The organism is uncultured Aquimarina sp. (assembly GCF_947500065.1).
GTDB lineage: Bacteria > Bacteroidota > Bacteroidia > Flavobacteriales > Flavobacteriaceae > Aquimarina.
The window spans coordinates 178,239-190,861 of sequence record NZ_CANMQT010000005.1 but is presented as its reverse complement, the minus strand read 5'-3'; the positions used below and the strand labels follow the sequence as shown (position 1 = coordinate 190,861).

Annotated in this window: 11 protein-coding genes; 2 read left to right on the top strand and 9 right to left on the bottom strand. The window is 33.7% G+C overall.

Features of this window, described 5'->3' with window-relative positions; translation table 11 throughout:
* Nucleotides 1–52: 52 nt before the first annotated feature.
* Nucleotides 53–463, bottom strand: a complete 411-nt coding sequence (locus Q0975_RS16185; protein ID WP_299438528.1) for an Lrp/AsnC family transcriptional regulator — start codon at nt 461–463, stop codon at nt 53–55.
* A 167-nt stretch (nt 464–630) separates the two neighbouring features.
* Between Q0975_RS16185 and Q0975_RS16180 the strand changes: the two genes are divergently transcribed.
* Nucleotides 631–867, top strand: coding sequence for a hypothetical protein (locus tag Q0975_RS16180; protein ID WP_299438526.1), 237 nt, complete (start codon nt 631–633; stop codon nt 865–867).
* Entirely contained in the window at nt 860–1,375 is a 516-nt protein-coding gene (locus Q0975_RS16175) for a GNAT family N-acetyltransferase (RefSeq protein WP_299438525.1), read from the top strand. The genes Q0975_RS16180 and Q0975_RS16175 overlap by 8 nt, the downstream gene beginning before the upstream one ends.
* Nucleotides 1,376–1,536: 161 nt before the next feature.
* On the opposite strand, the gene Q0975_RS16170 is transcribed toward Q0975_RS16175, so the two are convergent.
* From Q0975_RS16170 to Q0975_RS16135, 8 genes are all read right to left on the bottom strand, one after another.
* On the bottom strand, nt 1,537–2,838 hold the full coding sequence (locus Q0975_RS16170) for an amino acid permease (RefSeq protein ID WP_299438523.1): 1,302 nt from the start codon (nt 2,836–2,838) through the stop codon (nt 1,537–1,539).
* 70 nt (nt 2,839–2,908) lie between these two features.
* Nucleotides 2,909–3,598, bottom strand: a complete 690-nt coding sequence (locus Q0975_RS16165; protein ID WP_299438521.1) for a protein-L-isoaspartate(D-aspartate) O-methyltransferase — start codon at nt 3,596–3,598, stop codon at nt 2,909–2,911.
* Between the two features lie 341 nt (nt 3,599–3,939).
* Nucleotides 3,940–5,613, bottom strand: a complete 1,674-nt coding sequence (locus Q0975_RS16160) for an ABC transporter ATP-binding protein (protein ID WP_299438519.1) — start codon at nt 5,611–5,613, stop codon at nt 3,940–3,942.
* Nucleotides 5,614–5,728: 115 nt separating this feature from the next.
* Nucleotides 5,729–7,084, bottom strand: coding sequence for a DCC1-like thiol-disulfide oxidoreductase family protein (locus Q0975_RS16155; RefSeq protein ID WP_299438518.1), 1,356 nt, complete (start codon nt 7,082–7,084; stop codon nt 5,729–5,731).
* Nucleotides 7,084–7,542: a hypothetical protein gene (locus Q0975_RS16150; RefSeq protein ID WP_299438516.1), complete on the bottom strand. Its 459-nt coding sequence runs from the start codon at nt 7,540–7,542 to the stop codon at nt 7,084–7,086. Before Q0975_RS16150 ends, Q0975_RS16155 begins: the two co-directional genes overlap by 1 nt.
* 41 nt (nt 7,543–7,583) lie before the next feature.
* Nucleotides 7,584–8,627, bottom strand: a complete 1,044-nt coding sequence (locus Q0975_RS16145) for a hypothetical protein (protein WP_299438514.1) — start codon at nt 8,625–8,627, stop codon at nt 7,584–7,586.
* A gap of 68 nt (nt 8,628–8,695) precedes the next feature.
* Nucleotides 8,696–9,550 (bottom strand): DUF2490 domain-containing protein, encoded by an 855-nt coding sequence (locus Q0975_RS16140; protein ID WP_299438512.1) that lies wholly within the window; start codon nt 9,548–9,550, stop codon nt 8,696–8,698.
* 168 nt (nt 9,551–9,718) lie between these two features.
* Nucleotides 9,719–12,562: a CHAT domain-containing tetratricopeptide repeat protein gene (locus Q0975_RS16135; RefSeq protein WP_299438510.1), complete on the bottom strand. Its 2,844-nt coding sequence runs from the start codon at nt 12,560–12,562 to the stop codon at nt 9,719–9,721.
* Between the last annotated feature and the right edge of the window lie 61 nt (nt 12,563–12,623).

The following is a 12,623-nucleotide window of genomic DNA, read 5'->3' as shown; positions in this document are numbered from 1 at the left end:
ACTCGTAATTGATATTTCCAACTACAATAATATCGTCTTTTGGAAGAGTGAATTACAGTTCTAAAATAATACTCGTTTTAGAAGCACCATACTCTGCGATTTTTTCAAGAAAGGAAATAAGATGCCTATTGTTTCTAAAATAACCTAAAACGCATAAACAATCATCACCAGTAATTCTATCACAACTTTGCACTTCTTCCATTGCTTGTATTTGTTTTTGAGCATCAGATCTTCCTCTATGCCCTTGGTGCATTACTAATGTTATATATGCTTTAGTCTCAATGCCTAATTTTTCATGATTCACTTTTAAAGCATAGCCTTCTATTATGCCTTCTTCTTCCATTTGCCTAACACGCTTGCCAATGGCAGGAGCAGACAGCCCAACTTCTTTTCCAATAGTAGCGAAGCTTTCTCGGGCATTAATTTTTAGTAATTCAAGTATTTTTTTATCTAATGTATCCATTTGTGATCGAAATTTTAATTGTTATTATTCGATATAATCGAAATCAAATATACTATAATAAATTCGATTATAAAGTAAAAGTGGAATATTACATTCTATATTTGTTATGTTGATTTTAAACAGAATAGTTTCCAACTTTAAGTATTCAAATAGAAAAAAGATAAAACATGAACGATATTTTAATAGATAGTATTGGTTACGCTGCTTTGGTCATCAATTTATATTCCATGTCAACTAAAGGCGAATATAAGTTAAGGTTAATATCACTTATCGCTAATGTAGGTTACATTCTTTACGGTGCTTTAATTAGCGCTACTCCAATAATTGTAGGATGCACTATTGCAGTATTTCTGCATGGGTATCACATAAAAAGGTTGAGAACTAAAAAGAACAGCAATGATTAAAATAAAAATAGCAAAAGAAGTAGACACAGAAGTTCTAACGCTTTTAGGACGACTAACATTCGCTGAATCCCATGGTCATTATATAGATGATAAAAACGATCTATCAAAATACCTAGATGAGAATTTTTCTGTTTCTAAAATGAAACAGAAAATAAAAGACCCTAAGAACCGATTCTATATTGTTTATGCAGATGGTTTGCCTGTTGGTTATGCCAAAATAGTCGTAAACGCTAAAAACGAAAGTGTTGCCTCACAAAACAGCTGTCGATTGCAAAGGATCTTCATCTTAAATGATTTCATCCCGTTGAGAATAGGGCAAAAACTACTAAATTTTGTCGAAGAGAAAGCTAAAGAATTATTGTTGGATACGATGTGGCTTTCTGTGTATATAAAAAACAAAAGAGCCATTCGATTCTATGAAAGAAATGAATTTGAAAACATTGGAGAATTAAATTTTTTAGTCAATGGGAAAGCATATGAAAATATAGTTTTCTCAAAAAAAATATAAGCATGAAAGAATACTCAAAATCAAAATTGAACAGTGTAAAACGTCGGCACAACAGGACGTTCTAGATACAATTTATGGCACGCATTAACGGATGTGAAATAATATTTTTGAAAGTGCTCTAAAATTTATAATTCGACGTGACGATGGAGTTATTGAGATCTTTATCGTTTGGGCAATCTTTTACTATAAAAACCATCAAATGTATAGACCAAAAAGCCTAAAACCAGATTAAGAAGTCCAAGACCGGTTTCTAACGGTTTAGCAACTACTAAATACACCAGCACCCAGAAACTAAGTATTAGAAAGATTATTTGCGGAATTGGGAAAAAAGGACTTCTAAATCCTTTTTTTGCTATATTCTTTCGTCTGACAACAAATACTCCAGCGACAGTTAATGCTGCAAACATTTGTAATACAAATCCACTATAGATCAATACTTGCTCAAAAGTCCCGGTTAATAATAACATAATCGTAATAGCCGTTTGAAGCCAGATCGCACGAATGGGAACCTGTTTTTTTGTCTTTACAGAAAACCATTTCCATAGGGTATGGTCCTCTGCCAAAACTTGAGTTACGCGTGGACCTACCCATACCATAGCACTTATGCATGATAGCAACATGAGTGCGATACCAAAACTGAGTAATGCGCCGCCCTTTTCCCCGAAAATGGAAATTGCGGTGATTTGCCCTATTTCCAATTGTCCTTGAATAGCTTCTAGAGGGTTTTGTCTTAAGAATACGAAGTTTAACAACAAGTAAAGTATGCTTACCACGGTTGTACCCAGTAGGAGTGCTTTTGGTAAATTCTTGCGACTCTCTCGGATTTCATCTACAATATAGGCAGCGGCATTCCATCCAGAATAAGAAAATGTAACATATACAAATGAAACCGCAAAAGCCGGTAACATAAGTTCCTCTTTCCAGCTAGAGTCCCAAAGATAAGCCGATGCTACAGGAGTCTTAGTGATCCCAAAATAGATCAATATCAAAATAAGGAAAACCTTTAGTAGCGTCGTCATATTTTGTAGTATACTACTTCTTTGGATACTCAACGAATGGAAAAAACTGATGACCAAAATAGTACTCACGGCCAAAAACATACTAGGAACCTCTAGATAGGGAGCAATGTATTTTCCCAATGCCATTCCGGAGAGTGCTACAGGTGCAGAAAATCCAATGGTAAGGGAAACCCAACCTGATAAATACCCTAATAAGGGATGAAATGCTCTGGAAAGAAAATGATATTCCCCGCCAGAACGTGTCCAGTAGGTTCCAAGTTCTGCATAACTCAAAGCACCACATAAAGCCATTAGTGCACCTAGAGACCATAAAATAATGATAGACCACGTATTTACTGTATCTACCAATTGAAACCCAATACTGGTAAAGATACCGGCACCTATCATATTAGCAATAACAATAGTCGTTGCTGTAAAAAAACCTATAGAATTAGCTTTGGTCATTGATGAAAATAGAAATCTTTAATTTTATTAGTAGCATATAACCAATAAGCTTTTACTAAGTTCCTGCTTACTAATTTTGTCTTGTAAAAGGCACGAAACGAACCGGAATCAGATTTTTGGTTATGATTTTATGATCCATTTTTTTGACCAAAACCAATTGTCGAACCGAATTATTGGGACCTACAGGTATGACCATTCGTCCTCCATTTTTAAGCTGATCTATTAATGGTTGTGGAATGGATTCTGCTCCAGCGGTTACTGTAATGGCATCAAAAGGTGCTTTTACAGGCCATCCGTCATAACCATCACCCCATTTTACAGTAACATTGGTATATCCTAACACCTTCAATCGATCTTTTGCTTTCAAAGCCAGGTTCTTAACAATTTCAATAGTATATACCGAATCTACAATTTTTGCGAGTACAGCTGCCTGATATCCTGAACCTGTACCTATCTCCAGCACCCTATCAGTAGCTTTCACTTTTAACTCTTGTGTCATAAGTGCTACAATATAGGGTTGGGAAATAGTTTGACCATTACCAATAGACAGAGGACCATCTCTATATGCTTGTGATCTCTTGCTTTTGGGGACAAAAAGATGTCTGGGAACCTGTAACATCGCATTAAGTGTTGCACGATCTCTTATATCTCTGGTTTTTAATTGAGTCTTTACCATGTGTTTCCTTTTGGTTGTATAATCTGTTTGACCAAAACCAGTGATATAAGTAAAGCATAATATGGTGATGATAATTCTACTCACGACTCAAGAATATTAATCACAAATCCATTTAATGATAATAAGTTACGACAATACCACTATAAATTTGAAGATTTTAATAAACTTTGGGTTTTGTCCTAAACTTTTTTTTAGGTTTTGTTGGTCAATCTGAGCTTGCCTGAGGTAGATATGCGGAATCGAGAGTTCCTTTTTTAGCAAATTAGGCAATATATCTTACCTATAGAAAAAAACACTCGATAAGAAGATAGAGATAAAAAGTTTTATTAAAGTAATTATTGAGATCTCTTCTCGATTATCTATCGACTTTTCGTTTTGTATTGCATCTCGATATCCTCTATAGGCAGGCAGGCTATTTTTGTAGCTTACAAATAGTGAACTGCGTCAATATCAAAACCCTCCACAAGATGATCGTCCAAAAGAATAATGGTTTTCTGATCTTTCATGCTTTTTAAAAATTGAAGTATTAATTGCTGAGTTTTTGTGTTAAGTTCTTTTATGGGTTCCTCCAGAATCAAAATAGGTTTTTTAGTTAATAATGCTCTGCAATACATCAGTATTTTTTGTTGTCCTGAGGTTAAATTGCATCCTAAGTCACCGATTTTACTTTCTAGCTGTAATTGATTTTGTCTTTCTTCATATAATTGCAGGTGTTCCAATAAGAGTTTAGCTTTTTCTTTTGTTCCTTCTTTTCGGTTGTATACAATAGCTTCATAGACATCTCTACCATATAAGGGATAGTCTTTGGATACAATGGCAATATTCTTTCTAATTGCTTTTTCGGTTAGTCCACTGCTAAAGAGGTCTCCAAATGCAATACTACCTTTACACGGAGACCTAAGTTTTAATAATAATCTGATGAAAGTGGATTTTCCTGTTCCGGACTTGCCTTGTAGGAGTATAGTGCTTTTTGGAATAATGGTTAGATCAAAATCTTTAAGTACTGGTGTAGAAGTATTGGGGTAGCTAAAGTTAACATCTCTAAAGATAATTTTTTCCTGATCAAAGATTACATTCTCAAATGGTAATTGATTTTCTTTTGGTAAGCTAAAAATGGCAATGAGTTTGGAGAAGGATATATTTCCTAATTTCCATACAATACTTACTCTTAGGCTTCGTCTTAATACAGGTAATATGGATATGATTAATAATATTAATACCAGTAAAGAAGATCCTCCCAACGACGTATCTGGATTTTTTGATGAAATGAATACATATAGCATAATGATTCCAAGCATGCCATATGTAATAGCAGGAATAATAGCTTGCAATAGCGAAACAACTCTTGCATAACGTTTTCCTATGTCATAAAGAATCTTTGATCGTTTTAGATATCGTTTTTCTTCTGGTTGATATTTGTTAAATGCTTTTAATGTTAAGATTCCGCGTAAACGGGTATTAACAAAGCTTAGCATTCCAGAACGACTATTTCTTCTGTCCAAAGAGACTTTATACAAAGCTTTATTAATTATCCAGAGTACTGTAGAAGAAATAAAAATACACGTCGTAATTATCAATGCTAAATAAGCATCAAAAGATCCTATAACAAGAATTACAATACTTAGCAAGAACACGTCTTGTAAAAACCGTATCAATCCATTTTTCATATAGTTTTGGATACTTTTAAGATCTCCACTATAGCGCAGTAAGTACTTTCCAATACCTTTATTATCATACACTTCCATAGCAACTTGTAACTGATTTTGAAAAAGTTGTTCTCTTAATTGCTTGCTAAAACCTTCTCCTATGAGTGAGATACCATAGCGGTTTAGGTATTCAAAAAGTAATCGCAGTAGCACTAATGAGAAGAAAAATATAAGAAAAGATGAAAAATCAGGAGCGTTCATAAATGGAATAAACTTAAAAGCAGCTAATCTATGAGAAGAAAAACCAAAACTTAGTTCATAAAACTTACCAATACTGATTGGGATCATAATGGTGAGTACATTATAGCAAAGACCCGTAAAAAAAGTTATAATCAGTAATACTATATGCTTATTGGCAAAACGATTAATGATATTCCATTTAGTAAGTAACATACTGTTCTTTTAGTAAAATTTATATAAATTATCAAAATGAAACTTATTACATCCTTAGGCCTTCTCTTGAAGAAAGAGAAGACCTTTAGGAATAAATAGGAAGGGGTAATAAGTCTTATTCATAATTTTTGGAATCAGCGCTGTCCAAAAAACGAACTCTTTGGTCGGCATTCAGGAGACCGCATTGTTCCTGCTTGCCAAACCAATTATATCGGTTAGCAGCTATAAAATCATATATACGATCTCTGAACACCTTAGGGGTTATCAACCACCAATGCCCTAAATACCAGGGATACTTGAGGTTTCTAGAAATCCGTAGTACAGCATCACTCTTTTGATAGATAATTCCATCTTCTATAAGTATAATAGAGGAAAGATCTTGAGATATTTGACTATCAGTTAATAAACTCTCTGCAGTTTCGGATTGTAATGAGGCGAAATGATAATGTTGGTTTTTCTCTCTTTTTAGAATAAATTGTATCCAACCATTACATAAATTACATACACCATCAAAAAGAATTATAGATCTGGAAGTTGTTTTAGTAGGGTCTTTCGTAGAAAAAGCGACTGCTAGCTTTTTTTTCGAAGGGTTCCATAATTTCTCAACATCAAAGAATGATAAGAATATCAATCCGGTCATTTGATATCTAAAACTTATTCCCATAATAAAAAAGATACCCCAATGCATCATCCAGGTCATAAGTGCCCAAGCCATGCCCCATCGTCTTTTTACAAGAGCTAGTGGTGCTCCCAACTCCAGGACAAAGGTAAGTATGCCCATTCCCAGAAATAGCCAGGTATGCTCGAATAAAAAGTCGAATAGGGGAGCAGCTTCAGAGCCTAGTACTTCTTTGCGTATAGCATCTACTGCAACTTGAGATCGCATCGCACTTCCATTAGCCCATTCTAAAGCCAGATCTCCGGCAAGTTTAGCTATTCCGGATAAGAAGTAAGAACCTACGGTAACTACGCAAATTAGTTGTATTGGCCAACCATATTGCCAGTGCGCCTTAGGAAGTTTATAACCTTTTTTTGATTTTTTAAAAGCATCCCATGACCAGGCATCAGCAGAGGCTACTAATCCCAGTATGACCATATGCAAAATAAGAGCATTACGGTTATGATAGACCATAGACCAACTATTACGGTAGGTGAAGTACAATAATATGATGATCGCAAATGCAGGACCGGTAAATTTAAACTTCCAACCGATGATGTAGGCTATATTTAAGAAAATAACGCCAATAGTTATCCACCAAAATACAGTCGAAGGTAACGGTTGATTCATCCAACTCAGTAGTCCTATTGGGTCATAAGCATCTACATTTTTAACCATCTTTTGGAGCATGCTAAAACGCGAAAGCAAATACCATAAGCTAAATAAACCTGTAGCAATACGAAGTAAGGCTAATCTCTGCGGAGTCACTTTCATAAACCAGTGATCTCGTATCATTTTTAAATAAGTATTCATCATTTTTTAATTTTATGAAAGGCTACTTTTCTTTCATGAACAGGAAGTGTATCTTGTTTTAGAAAATAATTCTCTAAATGATAATACCCTTTGACCAATTCTATTCGGACTAATTCAGAATAAGGATATTCTTTCTTGTTGGCGATTCGTTTAGCTACTTCTTGAGTATATGCTTCGGCCTTGTCCGATCGTGCAGCTTTTTTTATTTGCCTACGTACTTGATTAAAACCCCCGGTACCTGCAAGTTTGTATGAAATCTTGTATCTGTTTTGAGCGGTATCATATCCAACAAAATAGTACATACCATAGGTGACTTGTCTTTTCTTAGAAAACATAGGATAGTAGGATAATGGAAAGTTATCTTTTGGTTTACTCGCCCAGTTTTCTATTACAGGAGATAAGACCAATAGAATAACCAATACGCTTGTCAATATGGCTTGATTCTGTGAATATTGCATAATGATAGTTTTTTAATGGACATTGTATCCAAGAGTTTGTTTTATACTGCAACATTCACATTTTGTGAAAGTAGATCAATTAAAAGGTCTGATTTTAGCAATTTGTCCAATGTAAGTATTGGAACTGAAGATTGACTTTCGACTTCGGCTACTAGAAGTGGACTGCCTGTAAACAAACCAGCTAATGCAAACAGACGATCACCAAAAATTGGAGATAGTAATTGTACACCACTGTTTACGGCAAGGCTATCACAACAAGATAAAATAACGTGATCAATAGTCTCTGTGAATAATGAATGGTTTAAGAGTGCTCGAGTTTCTTGCTGGTATAATCCATCTGCAACTTCTATAACGACATAATCTGGTTGGGCAGCTGCGACTTCAGATAATAATCCTTCATATAAATCCATAATGGTATCTGTAGTGCATAGGTAGGTAGAAGGAAATCCAAATTCAGAAAAATCGCTAACTACATCAGCTCCACAATCATATGCCAGCATTCTGTCTTTATTAAAAACAGTCCCCGTAAGTTTAATATAAGCTACTTGATATCCAGATGTTTTTAAGCCTCTGCATAAGTAAGCGGCTGTGGTAGTTTTACCACTATCCATACTAGAACCTATTGATAAAATGGTTTTGAAGTTTCTTATTTTTTTCGAATTGAATTTTACGGGTCTTCTATGATAATACATGGTATTAATAACATCACCTTGTTTTTCAGTTACGTATCCAACTAATTTTAGTTTAGTAGGACCTTTTAGTTCTAGTTTGTAAAACATAGATACAACTGTACCGGCTACTCCACCTTTACCAATTAAATCATACTCTTGCTGGTATTTTTCTGGTACATATCCTTCAAATTGATTACTGGCATAACGATTACCAAATGCCAACATTATTTTATCTCCAGGGAATATATAGCTGTTTCTGCCTTCGAAATCCTGAATGGCATTTAAAGAACCAATATGTATTACCTCGAATATGGCTACATCTCCGGCTGCGGGTTGATGGCTTTGGATCATTGTTTGATCAATTTTATAATTGACTACATTTTTACAGATATTAGATTTCTTAATGGTTTTCATAATATGAGATATTGGTTAAAAATTAAATATTGATTCTAGTTTGATATTGTTTATACTACATGATCAGCTTAATAGGTTTTAGCATCTGTGACCTGTATTAAGGGCAAGGTATTTTTAGAAGCGTTACTTCCAATAGATCTTGATCGAGATGATTTTTGTCTTAAATCCAGTTGATATGAAAACCTGAACATCAAGACAGAAAAATTGTTGAACTCTCTACGAACTCTTCCGTTTCTTGGATCTACTACATTTATTTCACGATACTTACTACCGATATTAAACTCCGTTTGCCTCATATAACTTATGCTGGCATTTGCTCTCCTAAAAGGTTTAAAACGGACTCCTAATGTGACTCTATGAGCGTGCAGACCATCAGGAGATTGTTTAACTACTTTATCTCCTAATTCATCTCGATATTGTAGTGGTCTTCCAGAAAGGTAATAATGGACTTCATTGGTTATAAAAGGAGTGGTTTTAAGTGGTAATAATCCCCAGTTACCTGCGTGAATTCGAAGTCCATAACGAATACGATATTCAAATTTGCTTCGTTCAGGAAAATGCCATTCTGCTCTGAGATTATTTGCAAAACGTATCTTGCCTAATCTTGTATTTAATCTGAAACGACCGGTGATTCGGTTTCTTGCTTCTTGATCCGGATCTGAAGGATCTGACGATCTAAGGTATCCTGTGCCAAAACTTATCCTCTTGTTCATTCTATACGTAACATTCGCACTATTTTGCATCGAGGATAATTCAAAAGGTTCCTGACTGAACAATAATAACTGGCCTGCAGTTAATCTCCATTTTTTGGTAAGTTTGGTTCGCGCGCTATAACCTGTCCATAATTTAAGATCTTCTTGAGCTATTGCAATATTAGCAAAGAAACATAGAAGTAATACATTTGTTATTTGTTGTTTAGTCACTGTTATAAATTCTTATGAGTTAGTACTTTTACTTTGTTAGTATTATTACCTGTATAAGAAGGAAAAGGAAAAAGTGTGACAAGCTTTTTTAACTTTTTTTAGATAAAAATTAAAAGGGGATAAGCACTAGGGAAATATAATGGGAAATTTATGTATGTCTGAGTAATTTTATTCTTTATGAATTGATTTAGAATAGCGAAGTAGAAAAAAGAATACTACTAATACTCCTATTAGTACGATCCAAACTGAAAGGTTTGTAGGCTCTTTATGTTGATCGATCTCACCCAACAATATAAAATTAGCCCAGTAGTATGGATGTCTTTTATTTGGTTCTGTTTTAGAAAGATAATCTAATTTGGATCTATGTAAAGCCAAGTCGGTAGGTTGTCCTTCATGTATGCTTTCTAAGAATGAAGTGGTAATTGACATAGAACTGGCTTCAGAGGCATTCCATAGACTGGATAGAATATTATGTGCTCCGCCTAGCAGAAATGATTTGCTCATTCCCTGAACGCCTTCTCCATTATATATTTTACCACTAGCAGAATGACATGAACTTAATAGTACTAGGTTTGCTTTTAATCGATTTCCGTATAGATCCTGAGAAGAAAGTATAAACTTCTCCTGATGATCATCAAAAATGATACAAGACCTGCCTGGATCATCTGCATCTAATAGACCGTGCAAAGAAAGATGGATAATATCAGCATCAGCACTATACTTTAGAAAATTTTCTAGAGAAGCGTCATTATCTATAAATGTTTTTCCATCAAAAATAGCACCACCTTGTTTTATCTCTTCTTGTGATAATGCGAGTTGCATTAGATTTTCGTTTCCGAAAAAACGTTTCCGTGTCTTTAGTTTTTTATTAAGGTTAGGACTATACTTAGTCCCAAAACCTATATAATTATATGAATGTTTACCGTGCTGTTCACGAAATAATAATGCTATGGAGTAGGAGTAAGAGATACTATAGTCCTGAATTAAATATTTTTGAGTATTCGTATCTGGATTAATCAAGGCTTCAAAAGAAAGCTTATGCAATTGTCCATCAGGAATGATGCAAATACGTTTTATATTCTTAGCTATTTTTTTTAAACCTTTTTGAATGCATCTTTCAAATATGAGATTGGAAAGTTTTTGAGACACTTCTAATTTGGGATCATGGCATTGCCCTATAAAATCATCCAAAGCTTTTTTGATGACAGAGTCATAAGGTGTACTAATAGAAAAAAAATCATCATTAGTAAGCCAAAAGCTATATATCGTATCCTCAGAAATAAAATATTCTATCACTGCCATATCTTTTGGCAAACCTTTCCTTGCTTCTTTTAGTTTAGGAGGAATAATAAATGCATATTTTTCTCTAAAATAATCAGGCTCTTTTTGTTCTATTTCTTTGAGGTAACTATCCAATGCATATTGAGCTTTAGTATAGGTATTAAGTAAGGAATCCTGGTTGTGTGTAGCTTCAGTAAGTAATGCTTGTTGCGCATGCATCTCCTCACGAAGGGCTTTTTCCTGACTTAGAACTTCTTCGGATACATTGAATTTAAAAGCATTTACCTGATTCAATTCATATTGAAGTATGATAGCTTTGGTTTTTGAAGAAAAATAATAGGCTTCTTCCAGATAATAGGAGTCGTTAGTAATCTCGTATAACTTCAAAGCATCTTCAACAGCTTTGCCATAGTGTTCGAATTTTAGGTTTAGAAAATCCAATTTAGATTGTTCAAACTGAAAAGAAACTAGGCTTCTATTAATTACAGAATCGATTTTATGCTGTGTGCTAAGTGCATCTTTAAGAAATAGAATATCATTTGAATCCCGGTATTTTTCCTTAAGTATTTTTACTTTTAATTCTATTAATCGTATTAAATGTCTGTCATCGAATATTTTTGACTTTCGTATAATCGGTAGGTGGTTGACATCAAAACTACCTTTTGGTAAAAGAATATCGAATGCTTTGTTTAAAGACTGATTTGCATTAGAAATATCCTTTTTTCTGATAAAAATATCACACAGATTCTCGTATCCTCTTGCTATAGCATCCTGTTGTTTTTGGTTTCTATCTAATTGTTTACGTATATGGATCACTTGATTCATATATTTTTCTGCTACCTCAAAATTCTCTTGATCTACATTAATGATCGCAAGCAATTCCAAAGCAATAGAATAGTAGAATGATTCATTGACTTTGTTTAATAAATTCAATGACTCTTGAGCCATCTGTTGTGCAGTTGAATATTTTTTAAGTCCTAAATAAGTGGTTCCCGCATTTAGATATACCATTGCCAAATTACGTTGTGGAATTACTTCAGGAAAATCGCGATGAATTAATAAAGCATCATTAATATATTTCTTGGCTTTTGTATAATCTTTAAATTCCATACTTATTCCAATTAAATCATTAAGAACTTTAAATTCTTTTTCTTTAGAATTCTTTTGTTTCCGGTATAGATTTATAGCGTTTAAGAAGTATAATTCAGCACGGAATGGGTCATTAAGAGTTTTATAAAATTTACCGATACCATGATACTTTTGAGCTAATTTATGGGTAGGATATAAAGAATCATTCTCAAAAATGTATAAAGCTTTGTCTAGATAAATTTTAGCTGGTTTTATATCATTGAGATATTGATAAGATACACCAATATTATAAATCGTATTTGCTTTTTCAGAAGGGGGTACTTTGGGACAATTTTCCCAAAGAAGCAATACTTTGTCCTTATAACAAGCAATAGCTTCGGATTCTCGGTTCAGTTTATAATAAGATACTCCGATCTTATGCCAGATTTTCCCTTGATGATAGCAATCAAGTTCTTGAAAAAGTGTTTGTTTTTCGAGTTGTTTAATTAATTGTAGATTACTTTCATAAAAACCTTGTTTTATATTCTGATTGATTTTTTGATAGTGTTCTTCAAAAAAATCATAGTCATTAGTTACTCCAGCCCAAGATGCCGAAATAAATAATAAGCAGGTGGTAATGACAACGATGGGGTTCAAAACCATAAAATAATCATTAAATAAACACGAAAATTATAACGGTAAATTTATGATTACTAATGTAATG

Excerpts from the sequence above, each read along its gene's own strand:
- Q0975_RS16150 (WP_299438516.1), bottom strand. The coding sequence starts at position 7,542 with ATGCAATATTCACAGAATCAAGCCATATTGACAAGCGTATTGGTTATT.
- Q0975_RS16160 (WP_299438519.1), bottom strand. The coding sequence starts at position 5,613 with ATGTTACTTACTAAATGGAATATCATTAATCGTTTTGCCAATAAGCAT.
- Q0975_RS16180 (WP_299438526.1), top strand. The coding sequence starts at position 631 with ATGAACGATATTTTAATAGATAGTATTGGTTACGCTGCTTTGGTCATC.
- Q0975_RS16135 (WP_299438510.1), bottom strand. The coding sequence starts at position 12,562 with ATGGTTTTGAACCCCATCGTTGTCATTACCACCTGCTTATTATTTATT.
- Q0975_RS16155 (WP_299438518.1), bottom strand. The coding sequence starts at position 7,084 with ATGAATACTTATTTAAAAATGATACGAGATCACTGGTTTATGAAAGTG.
- Q0975_RS16185 (WP_299438528.1), bottom strand. The coding sequence starts at position 463 with ATGGATACATTAGATAAAAAAATACTTGAATTACTAAAAATTAATGCC.
- Q0975_RS16170 (WP_299438523.1), bottom strand. The coding sequence starts at position 2,838 with ATGACCAAAGCTAATTCTATAGGTTTTTTTACAGCAACGACTATTGTT.
- Q0975_RS16145 (WP_299438514.1), bottom strand. The coding sequence starts at position 8,627 with ATGAAAACCATTAAGAAATCTAATATCTGTAAAAATGTAGTCAATTAT.
- Q0975_RS16175 (WP_299438525.1), top strand. The coding sequence starts at position 860 with ATGATTAAAATAAAAATAGCAAAAGAAGTAGACACAGAAGTTCTAACG.